The organism is Streptococcus sp. SCPM-O-B-15294 (M123) (genome assembly GCF_058200455.1).
This window is the reverse complement of sequence record NZ_JBYQGU010000006.1, coordinates 41,546-55,474: the sequence shown is the minus strand read 5'-3', so window position 1 is coordinate 55,474 and position 13,929 is coordinate 41,546. Positions and strand designations below refer to the sequence as shown.

General features: G+C 42.8%; 12 protein-coding genes. All 12 read right to left on the bottom strand.

The genetic code is table 11. The features are described from left to right. Positions 1 to 210: 210 nt before the first annotated feature. The 12 genes from AC3E8G_RS05485 to AC3E8G_RS05430 all read right to left on the bottom strand — a co-directional run bounded on the left by AC3E8G_RS05485 (position 211) and on the right by AC3E8G_RS05430 (position 13,913). The gene (locus AC3E8G_RS05485; RefSeq protein WP_154858040.1) at positions 211 to 1,050 is read right to left on the bottom strand and encodes a thymidylate synthase; all 840 of its coding nucleotides are present in this window, start codon (positions 1,048 to 1,050) and stop codon (positions 211 to 213) included. 94 nt (positions 1,051 to 1,144) lie between these two features. Beyond that, on the bottom strand, positions 1,145 to 2,104 hold the full coding sequence (locus AC3E8G_RS05480) for an ROK family glucokinase (RefSeq protein WP_048716086.1): 960 nt from the start codon (positions 2,102 to 2,104) through the stop codon (positions 1,145 to 1,147). Positions 2,105 to 2,238: 134 nt separating this feature from the next. Next, positions 2,239 to 2,769, bottom strand: coding sequence for a DUF308 domain-containing protein (locus AC3E8G_RS05475; RefSeq protein ID WP_048716088.1), 531 nt, complete (start codon positions 2,767 to 2,769; stop codon positions 2,239 to 2,241). A 10-nt stretch (positions 2,770 to 2,779) separates the two neighbouring features. Continuing rightward, positions 2,780 to 4,651: an ABC-F family ATP-binding cassette domain-containing protein gene (locus tag AC3E8G_RS05470; protein ID WP_490677199.1), complete on the bottom strand. Its 1,872-nt coding sequence runs from the start codon at positions 4,649 to 4,651 to the stop codon at positions 2,780 to 2,782. Next, positions 4,648 to 5,868, bottom strand: coding sequence for a CCA tRNA nucleotidyltransferase (locus AC3E8G_RS05465; RefSeq protein WP_414285911.1), 1,221 nt, complete (start codon positions 5,866 to 5,868; stop codon positions 4,648 to 4,650). Before AC3E8G_RS05465 ends, AC3E8G_RS05470 begins: the two co-directional genes overlap by 4 nt. Then, positions 5,865 to 6,632 carry a 4-hydroxy-tetrahydrodipicolinate reductase gene (gene dapB / locus AC3E8G_RS05460; RefSeq protein ID WP_414285910.1) on the bottom strand — a complete coding sequence of 256 codons (768 nt, stop codon included), beginning with the start codon at positions 6,630 to 6,632 and terminating at the stop codon, positions 5,865 to 5,867. The genes AC3E8G_RS05465 and dapB overlap by 4 nt, the downstream gene beginning before the upstream one ends. Before the next feature lie 9 nt (positions 6,633 to 6,641). After that, positions 6,642 to 7,490, bottom strand: coding sequence for a DegV family protein (locus AC3E8G_RS05455; protein ID WP_195549881.1), 849 nt, complete (start codon positions 7,488 to 7,490; stop codon positions 6,642 to 6,644). A 3-nt stretch (positions 7,491 to 7,493) separates the two neighbouring features. Then, positions 7,494 to 7,868, bottom strand: coding sequence for a DUF1149 family protein (locus AC3E8G_RS05450; RefSeq protein ID WP_006596301.1), 375 nt, complete (start codon positions 7,866 to 7,868; stop codon positions 7,494 to 7,496). Positions 7,869 to 8,011: 143 nt separating this feature from the next. Further along, positions 8,012 to 9,979 (bottom strand): PTS fructose transporter subunit IIABC, encoded by a 1,968-nt coding sequence (locus AC3E8G_RS05445; protein ID WP_414285909.1) that lies wholly within the window; start codon positions 9,977 to 9,979, stop codon positions 8,012 to 8,014. Then, complete coding sequence (pfkB, locus tag AC3E8G_RS05440; protein ID WP_414285908.1) at positions 9,976 to 10,887, bottom strand: 1-phosphofructokinase; 912 nt, start codon at positions 10,885 to 10,887, stop codon at positions 9,976 to 9,978. The genes AC3E8G_RS05445 and pfkB overlap by 4 nt, the downstream gene beginning before the upstream one ends. Further along, positions 10,884 to 11,627, bottom strand: coding sequence for a DeoR/GlpR family DNA-binding transcription regulator (locus tag AC3E8G_RS05435; protein WP_490677198.1), 744 nt, complete (start codon positions 11,625 to 11,627; stop codon positions 10,884 to 10,886). The genes pfkB and AC3E8G_RS05435 overlap by 4 nt, the downstream gene beginning before the upstream one ends. 426 nt (positions 11,628 to 12,053) lie before the next feature. Beyond that, positions 12,054 to 13,913: a CAP domain-containing protein gene (locus tag AC3E8G_RS05430; RefSeq protein WP_490677197.1), complete on the bottom strand. Its 1,860-nt coding sequence runs from the start codon at positions 13,911 to 13,913 to the stop codon at positions 12,054 to 12,056. Positions 13,914 to 13,929 lie beyond the last annotated feature (16 nt).

The window sequence follows — 13,929 nt, the reverse complement described above, 5'->3', positions numbered from 1 at the left end:
TAAGCTAATTTATTGGCCTATATTTTAAACCTTATATATTCTATCAGATTAATTTAAAATATCAAAGCGAAATGACTCAAAAAACTAATCATTTTTTAAATTTTTGATGATATTACTAACCGGTAGATTTAAAAAATAGGAAGTAGAATTCATTTTTATGAAAAAATCATAACTTTCTTCCTATATACATTGTGTTTGTAAGTTGCATTTCTAAATTGCCAAATCAAACTTCAATTGAGGTTTGACTGGATCATAATCTTCCAAAACAAAGTCCTCGGCTTTAATCTCAAAGAAATTGGTGCCATCTGGTACGTTCAATACCAAACGAGGCTGGCAATCAGATGGCTCGCGCCGAAGTAATTCTTCTGCCTGTTCGAATTGGTTATCATAGATGTGGAGGTTGTTAATAAAGTAAAAGAACTTGCCAACCTTCCAGCCAAAGTGCTTGGCAATCATCATTTGAAGCGCTACATACTGCATGGCATTGATATGGTGTGCTACCAACATGTCATTCGAACGTTGGGTCAAGGTCGCATCCAGATAGATTTCTCCATCTATACGGCGCACATCAAACATGGTTTGAAAAGCACAAGGTAAGAGTCCTGCGCTCTCCTCAAAGGCTTGGTAGTCCCATAGAGAAATGATATTGCGACGATTCCAGGGATTGGCTTCCAGCTGTTTGAGAATCTTGTTGATGATGTCGTGCTTTTTAACGACAGCACCATAGCGCTCTCCAATTGTTCCTGTATCTCCTACTTCCCAGTCATTCCAGTAATGAACTTGGTACTTGTCATTTAGGAGTTCCAGACTATTGGACTGGTCCTGGTAGATCCAGAGCATTTCCTTGATGGCTGACTTGATGGCGATAGGACGAAGGGTCGTAATAGGGAACTCGCCCTTGGCAAGATCAAACTCCATAAAAGCACCTGTGATGTACTTGGAATTGGCAGTTGTGCCATCCTTATACTTGGGTCGAGCTTGCTCAGACCAGACGCCTTCTTCCATAATTTTTCGAATATTTTCTTTAAAAAGGATATCTGCTTTTGTCATTCAATCTCCTTAAATACTGTAATACCTACATTATAACACAGGATATAAGAAAAGAGATCCAAATGATACGATTTGGATCTCTTTCAAATAAATTCTATTGTAGGACAAGTGATGCAGCTCCAATAACTCCTGCATCATTTCCAAGATTAGCAAGCACCAATTGGGTTGACGTACGGACTTGTGGGAAGGTATTTTCATCAAAAACCTTTTGAACCCCATCCAAGAGGAATTGGCCTGCTGCTGATACACCACCACCGATGACAATGTTCGCAGGGTTCAAGACACTAGCGATGTTGGCACAAGCAATACCAAGGTATTGAGAGAAATGACGGTAGACAATCAAAGCCAACTCATCTCCATCTTTAGCAAGATCAAAGACTGTCTTAGCTGTAACTTCTTCGCCATCATCAATAAGACGTTTCAAGGTCGCATCTCCTGCGTATTCATCAGCATAACGGCGGGTCAAATTGACAATACCAGTCGCTGAAGCTACTGTTTCCAAGCAACCTTTCTTACCACAGGTACAATCAAATGGACGATCGAAATCAACTGTGATATGGCCAAGTTCACCAGCAACACCACCAGCACCGTGCAAGAGTTTTCCTTCTGCTACGATACCGCCGCCAACACCAGTTCCAAGTGTCATGAAAACGACATCTGGTTGGTTTTCACCAGCCCCTTTCCAACGTTCACCAAGGGCAGCAACGTTGGCATCATTATCGATGAAGAAAGGAATTCCCAAGGCAGACTCGATATCTTTCTTGATAGGCTGTACAGTTTTCCAGTTGAGGTTATAAGCACCAACGACAGTTCCTTCGAAGCGATCCACTGCACCAGGAGATCCCATACCGATTCCAATAAAATCTTCTGCGGATAAGTTCAACAATTCCAAGCGGTGTTTGATGGAAGCGATGATATCAGGAACGATATGGCTTCCTTCGTCAAGAATGTTGGTCTTGATAGACCACTTCTCTTGAATCTCTCCTTCTTGCGTCAAAATTGCAAATTTGACAGATGTTCCACCTAAGTCAATACCAATAATTTTTTTGGACATTTTACACTCCTTTGTTCCTATTCTCTTGACACTAGTATACCAAAATGTGAAAAGGGTTTCAATTGTTTTTCAAGAATTCTCTCAATTTCATTTACAAAAAAGAACCTGTCTGCAAAAACACAGACAGGAGTTCTTTACTCCTCGTTATGAAGTTTTAAAAAGAGCCTCAAAGATTGGACCCCAATCACGAAGAAGAACAAGCCCAAAATATGTAACAAGAAGATACTGATGGACAAAGGACTGACAATGAGAAATAAACCTATAAACAGCTCAATCAGTCCCCAAAAAGTGAACTTCTTGGATAATTCTTCTGATCGTTTGGATAGGTAATGGGCCTTTTTTAAACTCAAGGCAGACTTATACAAGAGCCAAATACCGAGTGTGATTGGAAAGACAATTGGCAAGGTCTTGTAGCCATATAGTAAGAGATAGACTGCAAAGACTAGCGAGACCACACTTTGAAATAAATAGGGATCCGACAAGGTCGCTTGGGTTCGTAAACGGTAGTAACGTGATAAGCGCGAAACTGAAATCAAGAAAAAGCCCAGAGAAATCAACCAACTAAAGGTGGCAATTTTTTCAATTGGATTTACAAAGAGAACAAAACCAATGCCACAAAATAAAAATGATGACAGCAAAAGACTGTATTTACTAATATGGTGCATCCTTCCTCCTTTAGTTTTCTGCCAACTCACTCAAGTACTCATACCGTTCGTACTTGGCTAAGAGCCGCTCGTTTTCTTCATCCATCTGACGCTGGAGACTGGCCAACTTACCAAAGTCAGAACCATTCTCATTCATTTCAGCCTCGATGGTTGCAATCTTGTTTTCGATCTCTTCAATCTCACTTTCAATGGCCGCCCACTCCTGCTTTTCCTGGTAGCTCATCCGTTTCTTTTCTTCTCGAACTTTGACTACCTTTTCTTTTTCAGGCTTGCTGCTTTCGGCAACCATTTCTAGCTCAAACTTCTTCTCATCTAGATAGTCGGTATAGTTGCCGAAAAACTCACGAATGCTACCATTTTCAAAAGCTAGAATCTTAGAAGCAACCTTGTCTAGGAAATAGCGATCGTGGCTAACGGTGATGACTGGTCCACCAAAGCCTTGGAGGAAGTTCTCTAACACTGTCAAGGTCGCGATATCCAAATCATTGGTAGGCTCATCCAAGAGCAAGACATTTGGTTTTTCAATGAGGAGCTTCAAGAGATACAAGCGTTTCTTCTCACCACCGGATAGTTTCTCAATCAAGGTGCCGTGGGTCGAACGAGGGAAGAGAAACTGCTCCAGCAATTCAGCGATTGAGGTAGATCCTGCGCTGGTCTTGACTTCTTCCGCCACTTCCTGCAGAAAGTTGATCATCCGCTTGCTATCGTCCAAGCCTTCTATCTGTTGCGAGAAGTAGGCAATCCTTACCGTTTCTCCAATAATGACCTTCCCAGCAGTTGGTTGAAGTTTCCCAGCAATGAGGTTGAGCAAGGTTGACTTCCCAACTCCATTATCTCCTACAATACCAATCCGATCTTTGTTTTGAACCAATAGATTAAACCGCTGCAGAATCGGTCCTTGATCATAGGCGAAATCGACATCTTGAAATTCGATGACTTTCTTACCGATTCGACTGGTTTCAAAGGACATTTCTAGATCTGTTTCCGTCGTCTGGTGAGATAGGTCCTTTTTGAGGTCGTGGAAACGATTGATCCGCGCCTGTTGCTTAGTAGCACGCGCCTGCGGTTGGCGACGCATCCAGGTTAATTCTTGCTTATAGAGCTGCTGCTTCTTGTGAAGAAGAGCCGCGTCCCGTTCGTCCTGCTCAGCTTTTAAGCGGACATAATCCTGATAATTTCCTTGGTATTCGATTAGACCGCCACGATCCAATTCGAAAATACGAGTTGAAATATTGTCCAAGAAATAACGGTCATGGGTGATGAAAAGTACGGTTTTCTTAGAGTTCTTCAAGAAATTGGTCAACCATTCGATGGTATCAATATCCAAATGGTTGGTCGGCTCATCTAACAGCAACAAATCATGGTCTGCCAAGAGAACCTGTGCTAGCTGGACACGGCGACGCAGGCCACCAGACAAGCTACCAACCTTAGCAGATAAATCCTGAATCCCCAGCTTGGTCAGTACTGTTTTGACCTGGCTTTCGATTTCCCAAGCATTGAGAGAGTCCATCTCCGCCATGACTTTTTCTAGTTTCGCTTGCTGACTCTCATCGTACTGGCTCGTCAACAATTCATACTGGCGAATCAATTGGAGCTCTTTCACATCTTCTGACAAGACTGTATCAAGGACCGTCTTATTATCATCAAATTGAGGTTCTTGGGTTAGATAACCAATCTTATAGTCATTTTTTGCAGAAAAAGGGGAACGATCTCCGTCATAGCCTGCACGACCCGACAAAACATCTAAGAGAGTCGTTTTCCCTGTCCCATTAACCCCGATTAGTCCAATTCGATCCAGCTCATGAATGATAAAAGAAATATCTTTAAAGACCGTCTTATCCCCGACAGACTTGGTTAGTTTTTCAACAATAAAATCGCTCATGCTTCTCCCTTCTTGGCTTCAAGATAACTGCTCAAAAAATCACCAATCGCTTGTTTGTCATTCTCTAATTCACCATCTACAATGGCCCACTCAATGGCAGAAAGCACTTGTCCTAAACTTGGACCTGGTTTTAAGCCGTATTCCTTCATCAACATCCCACCGTTGACCACGATTTCGTGCTTATCATGGATAGCTAGAAAATCATACAATTCTTCGATGACTTGGAAATCTACAGGCAATCCATGACCCTGACGCAGTTCTTCCGCTGACAAGAGAAGACTACGGTCATAGCGATAGACATCCCGACGATTTAAACTAGCCTTTTCACGCAACCGGTAGATTTCAACCAACTGCTCCACCTTCTTAGCGAAGTCACGAGAGGTTTTCCATTTCTTGAAGAAAGCAGAGACCTTATTCTCGTCTAGGGTCAAGAGTAAAGCAGCCCAAGCTTGCTCAGAACTCGTAAAGGTATAATCCATGGACAGCTGGAATAGTTTCTCTAGTGACGATTGGCTATTTTGTAAGAGAGGAAGGTACTGATAGCTTTTGCTAGCAATCACACCTTCTAAGCCCTTGCGCCAAAAAGGAGCTAAGAGGAGCTTATCCAACTCAATAAAGACTCGCTCAACAGAGATTTTCTCCAGCAAGGGAGCGCAATCTGTCATGGCCTTAAAGGTTGCTTCTTCTAGATCAAAACCAAGACTGGCCTGAAAGCGAAAACCACGCATGATCCGAAGGGCATCTTCGTTAAAGCGTTCTGTCGCTACACCTACAGCCCGTAAAACCCGATTCTCCAAATCTTCCATGCCGTTGAAGAGATCAATGATTTCCCCTTCTTCACTCAAGGCAAAGGCATTGACGGTGAAATCGCGGCGCTTGAGATCTTCCTCCAAGGAACGGACAAAATTAACCGCACTTGGTCTGCGAAAATCGACGTAGACATCCTCTGTTCGAAAAGTGGTAATTTCATATTCTTGATGATTTTCAAGAACCAGAACCGTCCCGTGTTCAATCCCAACATCAATGGTTCGCTCAAAAATCGCCTTGGTCTCTTCTGGGTAAGAGGAGGAAGCAATATCGACATCGTGGATGGGACGACCTAAAATGGCATCCCGTACAGAGCCCCCGACAAAATAAGCTTCATATCCAGCTTTTCGAATCTTTTCTAATATTGGCAAAGCCTCCTGAAATTCAGAAGGCAGTTTTTTTAATCTCATAATAGATGTTCTAAACCATAGACAAGCTCATGACGCTTGACCACTTCTTTTACTCCTAGATTGACCCCTGTCATGAAGGACACCCGATCGTAGGAATCGTGGCGTAAGGTCAATCCTTCTCCTTGACTACCGAAAATCACTTCTTGATGGGCTACCAGACCAGGCAAGCGAACCGAATGGATGTGCATGCCTTGGTAGTTGGCACCGCGAGCACCTGGAAGACTCTCTTCTTCATCTGGCGCTCCCTGCTCTTGTGGTTGACGGACCTGGCTGATCAGCTCAGCTGTCTTCACAGCAGTCCCACTCGGTGCATCCTTCTTCTTATCATGATGCAACTCGATGATCTCTACATTCGGGAAATACTTAGCTGCCTGCACTGCAAATTGCATGAGCAAGACGGCTCCTACAGCAAAGTTTGGCGCGATGAGGCCTCCAAGATTCTTCTCACGAGACAATTCAATCAAGTCAGTGATTTCTTCTGTTGTAAATCCAGTAGTCCCAACAACAGGCGCTAGTCCATGCTCCAAAGCAAAGCGGGTATGTTCATACGCCACTTTAGGGATGGTGAAGTCAATCCACACATCCGCATCCAGCGACAAAACCCCTTCTTTTTCTTGAAAGACTGGAACACCTGCCAGCTCGTTTTCAGACGCATGGGGATCAATCAAGCCAACTAGTTCAAGCTCGGGGTCTTCTAACACCATGTGATAAGCCGCTTGGCCCATTCTCCCTTTAAAACCTGCAATCACTACTTTAATTGGCATGTTTTCTCCTTATACTTTCGGTACAAAACTGATAGCAACACTGTGATTTCCTAAGTGCGTACCAATGACACTGCCAAAGGTCGCAAATGGAATCTCACCAGCAAAACCGTCTTGATGAAGAATATCGCGAAGCGTTTCTGCTTTATCTAGTGCATTCCCATGGATGATAATGATCTGATAGTCTTTATCTGCAGTTCCTTCTTTGACAATCTCAGCTAAGCGTTTGATGGCTTTTTTCTCAGTACGGACTTTCTCGTATACCTCGATCACACCTTCCTCGTTAAAATAGAGGATGGGCTTGATGCTGAGGAGATTCCCTAGAATCGCCGCTCCATTGGAGAGACGACCCCCTTTAACCAAGTGATTGAGATCATCAACCATGATGTAAGCAGAAGTCCCATCGATTTGTGTCTGGATGTTGGCTAGAATTTCATCAAAAGAACGGCCTTCATCAGCCCATTTAACGGCTTCTTCAGCCATCCACCCAAGAGGGGCGCTGGTAATCTTAGAATCTGGAAAAGCTATCGTAAGATTTGGGAATTCATCTTTCATATACTGGATATTCTGATAGAAACCAGAAATACCAGAAGAAAGGAAAATCCCTAAAACATGTGTATAGCCTTTAGCCTCTAGTTGCGGTAAGAGTTCTTCTAATTCCGCGATACTAGGTTGGCTCGTTTTCGGAAGTTCAGAAGAAGCTTCCATCTTTTGATAGAACTCTTCTGCCGTCAGATTTTTACCTTCTACGTAAGATACTCCATCAATGACAACTGGAATATCTAGGACAAATAAATTATCGTGTCCTCTTGATTCATCTGATAGATAGGCAGAAGAATCTGTGATGACTGCTAATTTCATGCATTAAAACTCCAAATTAATCCCTGGTAAATCGAGGGCGATTTCAGTTACCTCATAGGTCAAACGATTCAGCATATTCAAGCAAGGACGAGCTAGTTCTTCCACTTCTTCTTTGCTAAACTCACTTGGCTCGCTGACCAAACGATTGTGAATGTGGTTGATTTGGGTAATGGTTCCGCTGATGACAAAGCCATCAAAGACAATCATATAGGTCAAAATAACGATTAAAGAGGTTGTCTTTAACTCTGTATCGCGTTGAATCAATTGAAAGTTGACGTCTACTTTTGTCTCGGGAGTTCCATTTTCTTTTTCCCATTCAAAGTTACGAGCATCATAATGATACTGGCTGACGAATTCTTTTTCACGTTGGATATCCATACTTGTTCTCCTAAAAATAAGCGTTATGAAAATTATACCATAAATTAAAACAAGATTCTATTGCAGAACCATGTCTTTTCACACTGTTTTCTCTCAGTGAGAGAAGAAAAAAGGCTGGGAAAATCCCAACCTTTTAATCATGGTTAGTTTTTAGGTTTGCGAAGCAATCCGAACAAGATACCACTTACAACCGCACCGATCAATACGAACAAGATGTAAAGAAGTGGATTTGAAGTAAGGGCGATAACGAAGATTCCTCCGTGAGGAGCCATGAGTTTCAAGCCTGCAAGACCAACAAGGGCACCTGTCAAGGCTGAACCTGCAATGAAGCTAGGGATGGCACGAGCTGGGTCAGCTGCACCGAATGGAATGGCACCTTCTGTGATGAAGGAAAGACCCATAACGATGTTTGTCAAACCAGAATCGCGTTCTTCTTGTGTGAATTTATCTTTGAACAAAACTGTTGCCACGAATACTGCCAAGGGAGGAACCATACCAGCTGCCATAACGGCTGCCATAACAATAGAACCACCTGAAGCAACAGATTCAGCAAGTGTACCTGTAGCGAAGACATAAGCAGCTTTGTTAACTGGCCCACCCATATCGACAGCCATCATACCGCCGACGAGAAGTCCAAGAAGGACAGCTGAGCTACCTGACAAGCTTGAAAGGAAGTCGTTAAGACCAGTATTGATAGCAGCCATTGGAATATTGATGAGGAACATCAAGAATCCTGTCAAACCAACACCAAGTAATGGCAAGAGAAGGATTGAACGGATACCATCAAGAGAACGTGGAAGACCTGCAAGAGCTTTACGAAGAACAAGAATCACTCCACCTGCAAGGAAACCACCAACTAAGGCACCAAGGAAACCAGATGATACTGCTCCTGGCAACTCACCTTTAGCAGCGCCGTAGGCAATATTACCAAATGCTGATCCTGAGCTAGCAATAGATCCAGCGATAAACCCTGCTACAAAACCAGGTTTTTCAGCGATTGAGAATCCGATGTAACCTGCAAGTACAGGAAGCATGAAGCCAAAGGCTGCACCACCGATTGTTTTGAATTGAGCTGCTAATTCATGGTATGAACCAAGTTGAGACAATTGATCTTGAGGCACCCCAAGAATTTGGTCGATCAAGAAGGCAAGGGCGATCAAGATACCACCACCGATAACGAATGGAAGCATTTGAGAAACCCCACTCATCAAGTGTTTGTAGAAGGCTCCACCCAAGCTCAATTTTTCTTGGCTTACGCTAGCTTGTGCAGCATTTTCAGCGTGGAAGACTTCTGCTTTGCCATCCAAGATGGTTTGGATCAATTCTTCTGTCTGACGGATACCAGCTGCGACTGGTTTAGAGATCAATTTTTTGCCATCGAAACGAGCGGTTTCAACTGCCTTATCTGCAGCAATGATGACCCCTTCAGCTTTTGCGATTTCTTCAGCTGTCAAGCGGTTGCCGACACCTGATGCACCGTTTGTTTCAACGCGGACTGTAACACCCATTTCTTCCCCTTTTTTGATGAGGGCTTCTTCTGCCATGTAAGTGTGGGCGATACCTGTTGTACATGCTGTAACGGCAACGATGAGAGGTTTGTCAGATGAAGCTGCTTCTTTGACCGCTTCTGCTTTTTTCGCTTCTTCAGCTGCAGCTTCTTGCTCTTCTGCATCAAAGGCTGCGATTACTTGATCAGGAGTGCTAGCTTGGCGAAGTTTGTCCGCAAATCCTGGTTTCATCAAGTACTTAGACAATTCAGCAAGGGCTGCCAAGTGAGTGTCGTTTGCTCCTTCTGGAGCTGCGATCATGAAGAACAAGTCTGTTGGTTGTCCATCAAGCGATGCATAGTCAACACCCCTGTTTGATTTTGCAAACAAGACCGTTGCTTCTTTGACAGCTTCATTTTTGCTGTGGGGCATAGCAATTCCGTCACCCAAACCAGTTGAAGTTTGTGCTTCACGGTTCATGATTCCAGCCTTGAAGGTGTCAAAATCTGTCACCACACCATTGTCAAGGAGCGATTGGACCATTTCATTGATTACACCCTCTTTATCTGTTGCCTGAAGGTCAAACAACATCACGTTTTTATTTAAAACGTCTTGAATTTTCATAGTTTTTCTACCTCTACTTTTTCATAAGTTTCTTTAATATAGTCAGCTGTCGCCAAATCATCTGAGAAGGTGGTTGCTGTGCCACAAGCCACGCCCCATTTGAAGGCTTCGATGACATCTCCCGTCGTTGCAAGCTTCCCAGTGAAACCTGCCACCATGGAATCTCCAGCGCCGACAGAATTCTTCACTTGACCCTTGATTGGTTTTGCGAAGTAAGTGCCACTTGGACTGACAAGGAGAGCACCATCACCCGCCATGGAAATAATGACGTTTTGTGCTCCTTTGGCCAAGATTTCTTTGGCATAGCGTTCAATTTCTGGCAATTCCGTTAAGGTAACTCCAAAGATATCTCCCAATTCATGGTTGTTTGGTTTGACCAATTGGGGATTGAACTCCAAGGAATCAATCAAGGTTTGCCCTTCAAAATCACAAACCACTTGCGCACCTGTCGCACGTGTTGCTGCGATTAATTCTTTGTAAATGACATTTCCAAGTGAAGATGGGGCAGATCCTGCAAAAACTACCACATCATCTGCTGTTAAGCTTGAGAGGATACTGAGCAATTCTTGCAACTGCGCTTCTGTTACTTCTGGGCCATTCCCATTGATTTCTGTTTCCTCATCGGCCTTGATCTTGACATTGATCCGTGTATCTTGGTCCACTGTCACAAAGTTGGTTGAAATAGCTTCGCTAGTCAGTACGTCTTCGATGAAGCGTCCAGTGAAGCCACCGATAAATCCAGTCGCTGTGTTCTCGATATCGAGACGTTTCAAGACACGACTGACATTGATTCCCTTACCACCGGCGAATTTATCTTCCGAAGCCATCCGATTGACCGCTCCTGTCTCTACATGATCGAGACGGACGATGTAATCAATCGCTGGATTTAATGTAACTGTATAAATCAAACCTCAATAACCTCCGTTTTTTCTTTTAATTTAGAAAGGATCTCCGTATCTGAAGCATTGGTAATGATGGTTGCTCTCTTCACCGGAGCTACCTTAACAAAAGATGTCCGCCCAAGTTTTGACGAGTCTAGAAGAATGTAAGTATTCTTTGCATTCTCTAAAATGGCCCGTTTGACGGCTCCTTCTTCAAGATCCGGTGTGCTGTACGACTCTATGTCGACGCCATTCATCCCAATGAAAGCTCGATCGAAACTTAACTGACCGATTTGATTCAAGGCCATCCCTCCGATGCTAGCGTCAGTCGAAGTTTTGACCATTCCTCCGATGATGACCGTCGGAATATCTCTCTCCACTAAACTCGCTGCATGGTGAATGGAATTGGTCACAACTGTAACGGTTGGATTGGCCAATTCATGGACTAATAATTCATTGGTGGTTCCTGCATCAATAAAGACAACTTCAAAATCTTTGATCAATTCTGCTGCTTTCTTTGCAATAGCAGATTTTTCTTGCACGTTTTTGATTGCTTTATCTATATTGCTTTCTTCTTCTTGCAAGGAATGAAGACTTTCAGCCCCACCGTGAATCCGTCTTAGTTTATTCTCAGCTTCTAATTCATCTAAATCGCGCCGAACCGTTGATTCTGAAGAGTTTAACTCTTGAACCAAATCCTCAATAGAGACGATTCGCTCTTTGATAACCTTTTCTAAAATGATATGTTTTCGTTCAGATTTTAACATATAACCTCCTTTCGGAAACGATTACAAGGACTATTATACTCTCTTATCTTTCAAAGTCAAGCACTAAATATCATTTTCTTTCATTTTCTATCACTTTCTTCAAAATCAGACATCATTCTCTCTTTAAATCTAGCTACTTAACGCTTGAACAATTCCTCCATCCCCCCTTAAACTCTGCATCAGTTTCTGACAGAACAAAAATGAGGCTGGGACAAAAGTCCTAGCCTCTCAATTGTCTTTGGATTATCGAGCAAGACGCAGTGGTTGAGTGGGCTCTACTACGCTGATTTCATCAGCTTTTACAGCCCTACTCAACTGTGCGGAGGTGGGACAACGAAATCGAATTCTTACGAATTACCGATTTCTGTCCCACTCTCTTCTTTTATGTCATGTAAGCAATCTGGGAATGTTTATCCAGAATAGACATTATTTATAATTATAAGCCCAGTAATAGTATCCATCTCCATTTACAACTGCTGCTACAGCTCCTTCAGTTGCGTTTGGATCTAGTAACAATTCACGCAAGCCACTGTTGAACCATTTCGTTGCTACAGTTGCTGGGTCTTCTTCACGACGAGCCACAAATCCAGTGCTATCATATTGTCTTGAGATTTGGTTTGCTTTTGGAAGAGAAAGATTGTTGTAGATATCATCAGACCAAGTCAACTCTTTCAAGCCTTGAGCTTTTCTCAGTTCATTAATTTTAGCAAATGCTTCTTTGGCCTTATCTAAAGAAATATAGTTGGTGTCGTCAGTTGCTTCTACACGGAAGACGAATTTCACATAACCAAATTCAACATCTTTGTAGTCTTTTTCGTCTACACCACTCTTCAAGTTAGCAATCAAAACATAGTCTTTCGCCCAAGGATTCTCTTTTGATTGTTCAAAGAGTTCAGGATCTTCAATTTCCCACTCTACTTTACAATCCCAACCCGCGTTGTCAATGAACTTAGGATTCATTTTTTCAATGACATATTTCTTAAATTCTTCGACGTTTTTGAACGGTAACGGTTGGCCGGCTTTGACTGTTTCTACTACATTGGTGGAGTATAGTTTTACACTTGAGTCACGATCGCTATAAGCGTACTCGTCATCTTTTGCATCTTCGTGGAATTTTGGATCGACGACAGGGTCATTTGGATCTGTCATTCCTTGAAGTTTCCATTTATCATCAATCCACTTCCAGTATGCTGAATATCCTGTAGCCTCTGTATCAGATGGAACATAGTAGTAATGAGTCGTCCCATCAAAGTAATAGTTCTTATCGTTACGCAAAGCAGCTGATCCAGGTTTACCAGGTGGGTAGACTAGCTTAGGTACACGACCATTTGGCGCCCAAGGAAGGTGTTCCAATCCTTCTGCTGGTGTCTCAACGTATGGTGGAATTTGGTTTTCACTTGGCTGGTCAGTTGTTACCAATCCGTCATTTCCAGGTACTTCTGGTTGAACCGGCACTTCTGGCTTCGGCTCAGCTGGGGTCTCAGGAGTTGGGGTGAATGGATCAAATTCACCATCTGCTCCTACAAATGGCGGATTTTCAGGGAAGACCAAGTTTCCAGGTTCTTCTGGTGTAGTTGGTTCCGTTGGTTCCACCGGTTGTTCTGGTTTATCAGATGGGTTTGGTTCCTCCGGTGTTGGAGTTGGATTCGGGGTAGGAGTTGGTGTTGGAGTAGGTGTCGGAGTATCCGGCGTTACAGGATTTTCTGTTTCGCTAGAATTCTTCACAAATACCCATTTACCATTTTGATAGTAATAGTAATCCCCATTCTCTAATAAATAGTAATGGTAACCATTCTCATAAAGGTAGTGAGGATCGTTTGCTAGATTATTTCTAGAGTTATTACGATTGGTCAACGGCTGCCACTGGCCATTTCGGTAGATCCGGTAAGTTCCATCACTCATGCGATAGTAGTGATTGCCATTCCAGTAGATGTAATTTTCATCACGTGTGAGATTGTTGTAGCCATAGTAGTTGTTCCAGTTGTTATAACCGTAGTTATAGCCGTAGTTATAATCATAATTATTATAGTTATAATTGTTGTAACCATAGTAATAGCCGTAATTGTTATAACCATAGTAATAATCATAATTATTATAGCCGTAGTTATAATGATAGTTGTAATTATTATAGCCATAATTACTATAGCTAGGAGTATAGTAGCTATAGGCATAGCGACTGGTATTCCAGTTATAGTTTTCAGCCTGAACGTTTGACGCAGCAAAAACTGGAACTGCTACAGCAGAGGCCAAGATAGCCCGAGTTACATATCTATATTTTTTATCCATATCAATAATCTCCATT

Coding starts and splice junctions, on each gene's coding strand:
- AC3E8G_RS05485 (WP_154858040.1), bottom strand. CDS start 1,050: ATGACAAAAGCAGATATCCTTTTTAAAGAAAATATTCGAAAAATTATG.
- AC3E8G_RS05480 (WP_048716086.1), bottom strand. CDS start 2,104: ATGTCCAAAAAAATTATTGGTATTGACTTAGGTGGAACATCTGTCAAA.
- AC3E8G_RS05475 (WP_048716088.1), bottom strand. CDS start 2,769: ATGCACCATATTAGTAAATACAGTCTTTTGCTGTCATCATTTTTATTT.
- AC3E8G_RS05470 (WP_490677199.1), bottom strand. CDS start 4,651: ATGAGCGATTTTATTGTTGAAAAACTAACCAAGTCTGTCGGGGATAAG.
- AC3E8G_RS05465 (WP_414285911.1), bottom strand. CDS start 5,868: ATGAGATTAAAAAAACTGCCTTCTGAATTTCAGGAGGCTTTGCCAATA.
- dapB (WP_414285910.1), bottom strand. CDS start 6,632: ATGCCAATTAAAGTAGTGATTGCAGGTTTTAAAGGGAGAATGGGCCAA.
- AC3E8G_RS05455 (WP_195549881.1), bottom strand. CDS start 7,490: ATGAAATTAGCAGTCATCACAGATTCTTCTGCCTATCTATCAGATGAA.
- AC3E8G_RS05450 (WP_006596301.1), bottom strand. CDS start 7,868: ATGGATATCCAACGTGAAAAAGAATTCGTCAGCCAGTATCATTATGAT.
- AC3E8G_RS05445 (WP_414285909.1), bottom strand. CDS start 9,979: ATGAAAATTCAAGACGTTTTAAATAAAAACGTGATGTTGTTTGACCTT.
- AC3E8G_RS05435 (WP_490677198.1), bottom strand. CDS start 11,627: ATGTTAAAATCTGAACGAAAACATATCATTTTAGAAAAGGTTATCAAA.
- AC3E8G_RS05430 (WP_490677197.1), bottom strand. CDS start 13,913: ATGGATAAAAAATATAGATATGTAACTCGGGCTATCTTGGCCTCTGCT.